Genomic DNA, 3081 nt, shown 5'->3' with positions numbered 1-3081 from the left:
GTCCCCGTATTTTTTACCGGATAATTTTTCCAAAACCTGGATCGTCGGCTGAAAAACGTCGGTGTCGTAGTTGGAGGTTTTCTGCTGGATCGCCATGCAAAGCCGCTCGAAGCCCATGCCCGTGTCCACGTGGGTGGCGGGCAGCGGCAGAAGCGAGCCATCCGCCTTGCGTTCGAACTGCATAAAGACAAGATTCCAGATCTCAACTACCTGCGGATGATCGGCGTTGACGAGTGATTTTCCGGGAGTCGCCGCGACTTCATCGGCAGGACGTAAGTCGATGTGGATTTCGGAACATGGCCCGCAGGGGCCCGTGTCGCCCATTTCCCAAAAATTGTCTTTTTTATTGCCCAAAATAATCCGCTCCTCGCCCACGATGGGTTTCCACAAATCCCAGGCTTCCTGGTCGAAGGATACGCCGTCTTTCTCGTCGCCCTCGAAAACGGAGACGTAGAGGCGGTCTTTGGGTAGTTGATAAATCTCGGTCAATAATTCCCAGGCCCAATGAATGGCTTCTTTCTTGAAATAATCCCCGAACGACCAGTTGCCGAGCATCTCGAACATGGTATGGTGGTAGGTATCGAAGCCGACATCTTCCAAGTCGTTGTGCTTTCCGCTGACGCGCAGGCACTTCTGCGTGTCGGCAATGCGGCGCGAGGGCGGCGTCCCATTACCCAGGAAATAATCCTTGAACTGCGCCATGCCTGAGTTGTTGAACATGAGAGTCGGGTCGCTCTTGGCCACTAAAGGCGCGGAAGGAACGATGAGGTGCTGCTTACTTTTGAAAAAATCCAGGAATGCCTGGCGTATTTGTTGGGAAGTCATTTGTGGCGTTTCTGTGTTTACGAACCTTTGGGTTTTAAGCGACAAAGCCGCAGAGCGACAAAGCAACAAAGTTCATTGTGCTTTCCAATTGAAGAAGTACCCTTAAACTTTGTGGCTTTGTCGCTTTGTATCTTTGTCCCTCTAAGAATACTGTTACCTGCGGAACCACAAAAGTAACGATAATGCCCTACGTTTGGAATGGGTTAGAAAAGCATCGTACTTTTGGGTATAGATTTTTTTAGGAAGATGGAAGAAAGAGAGAAACGTTACTACGATACAAACGAGGTGGCTGATATGCTAGGGGTGCAGGCGTCGGCGCTGCGATTTTGGGAAAAGAAATTTCCTCACTTGCAGCCCAAACGTGACTCGCGTAACCGCCGTCGCTACACTCAAGAGGATATCGAGGTAGTCAAAAAAATTGTGCATCAGCGACGTGACCAAATGCGAACCGTCGAAGGCGCGCGACACCAGCTCAACCACCGAGAAACGGCCCATAACCTTATCAATCGATTGAAGCGGGTACGGTCGTTTTTGGAGGAGATCAAAGGCGCTTTGGAAGGAAATGGCCAGTCGGATCCGCGCTCAGGCGGGCAATCAAGGAATGATGAGTGATGAATTGTTCTCTTGTCTAAGCTTTCTTAGTCACTTAGGTACTTTGTAAAACTTTGTATCGAATCCAGTGAAACTCTGTGACCTAATTTTTTTTAAAAACATGAATTTTAGAAGACTAACTCCGGGTATTTTGCTGCTGCTGGTTTCAACAATTGGCTTCTCGCAAAACCTCGACCCCAAAGATATTTCTGCCCACATAGCCATATTGGCCGCAGATTCACTGGAAGGACGCGGCACAGGAACGCTGGGTGAGATCAAGGCAGCTAACTACATCGCTGACTGGTTCAAGCGGGCCGGGTTGGAAGCTAAGGGCGGCAATGGCAGTTTCTTCGAGCCGTTCGGGGTAGTGATTCATTACGAGGGTGTTCCTCATCAGGTTACGGCCCGCAATGTCGTGGGTTTTCTGGACAACCAAGCCGAGGGAACCATCGTCATCGGGGCGCATTATGATCATTTGGGAAAGGGCTACCAGTCGGGTTCGCTAAGACCCGACAGCCAAAATCTGATCCATAATGGGGCCGACGATAACGCTTCCGGGGTAGCGGGTGTGATTGAACTGGCCCGTTACTTCTCTGAAAATCAGACGAAGGAGAAATACAACTTCCTCTTCATCGCCTTCTCGGGCGAGGAATTAGGGTTGCTGGGCTCCAAGTTCTTTGTCGATCACTCCACGATTCCGATGGAGTCGGTGGCGATGATGGTGAACATGGACATGGTCGGTCGGCTGGATGAAGCTAAGGGCGTGACCATCGGCGGTTGGGGAACCAGTCCTGAATGGGGTGGGCTGATACCTGCTCTGGCTAAAAAAAATGATTTGAAATTTGCGACGGATTCTTCGGGCGTTGGCCCTTCGGATCACACCTCTTTTTATCTCAAAGAAAAACCAGTGCTGTTTTTCTTCACGGGTGTTCATTCCGACTACCACAAACCCAGCGACGACTCGGAGAAAATCAACGCCGCAGGAGAGCAGAAAATACTGCAACTGATTGTGGATTTGGTAGGTGAGTTGGGCAAAACCAATAACACGATTACATTCACCGAAGCCGGAAGTCCGCATGCGCAGGGCGCTCAGTCCGACTTTAAAGTCACGCTGGGTATTATTCCTGACTACTCCTTTAATGGACGCGGACTACGGGTGGACGCCGTGACCAAGAATCGTCCGGCGGCAGCGGCCGGAATGGAAACCGGGGACATCATCACCCAAATGGGCGAATTTCCCATCAAAGATATCTATGACTACATGAAATCACTCGGACAATACGAAGTCGGACAAAGTATTGATGTCGAGGTGTGGCGCAAGCAGGAAAATAAGAAACTGCGCGTCAAATTCTAGGGTACTTACAGAATCGCCGCAAAGGGATCATTCTTTATTTTTAGCTCTTGGTAGGTCTGCGCTGCTGCGGTATTGGTAATGGATAGAGACAATGGGCCAATATTGTGCTCCGTAGCTACTTTCAACCCTGTCCCCAACTTTTCCCACTCTTCCCAAGTGGCCTTCAAGCCGCCTATCGGAATGATCGAAACCCACATTTTGAAGGCTTTCGGCAGGCCTGACTCATCCAAAATCCACAAATACGAATCACCGGGCGTGACGCCACCGCTGGAATAAGTGAGGAGTAGGGCGTCGTTTCCGTCTTCGTCTTT

Annotated in this window: 3 protein-coding genes and 1 pseudogene; 2 read left to right on the top strand and 2 right to left on the bottom strand. The window is 50.3% G+C overall.

From position 1 onward, the window contains the following. The coding region (locus ACEW8P_RS25605; protein WP_373515902.1) for an alanine--tRNA ligase-related protein at window positions 1-825 on the bottom strand (825 nt) is incomplete at its 3' end. Between the two features lie 246 nt (window positions 826-1071). Here ACEW8P_RS25605 and ACEW8P_RS25600 point away from each other — a divergent pair. After that, window positions 1072-1437 carry a MerR family transcriptional regulator gene (locus ACEW8P_RS25600; RefSeq protein ID WP_373515901.1) on the top strand — a complete coding sequence of 122 codons (366 nt, stop codon included), beginning with the start codon at window positions 1072-1074 and terminating at the stop codon, window positions 1435-1437. A gap of 100 nt (window positions 1438-1537) precedes the next feature. Further along, window positions 1538-2770 carry a M20/M25/M40 family metallo-hydrolase gene (locus tag ACEW8P_RS25595; RefSeq protein ID WP_373515900.1) on the top strand — a complete coding sequence of 411 codons (1233 nt, stop codon included), beginning with the start codon at window positions 1538-1540 and terminating at the stop codon, window positions 2768-2770. Between the two features lie 5 nt (window positions 2771-2775). On the opposite strand, the pseudogene ACEW8P_RS25590 reads toward ACEW8P_RS25595, so the two are convergent. Continuing rightward, a pseudogene (locus tag ACEW8P_RS25590) lies at window positions 2776-3081 on the bottom strand (hypothetical protein); the annotation flags it as partial.

Source organism: Persicitalea sp. (assembly GCF_041751555.1).
Classification (GTDB): Bacteria; Bacteroidota; Bacteroidia; order Cytophagales; family Spirosomataceae; genus Persicitalea.
This window is presented reverse-complemented; position numbering and strand designations above follow the sequence as displayed.

What these genes read in the sequence shown, in the direction of transcription:
- ACEW8P_RS25600 (WP_373515901.1), top strand. Translation starts at nt 1,072, where the DNA reads ATGGAAGAAAGAGAGAAACGTTACTACGATACAAACGAGGTGGCTGAT.
- ACEW8P_RS25595 (WP_373515900.1), top strand. Translation starts at nt 1,538, where the DNA reads ATGAATTTTAGAAGACTAACTCCGGGTATTTTGCTGCTGCTGGTTTCA.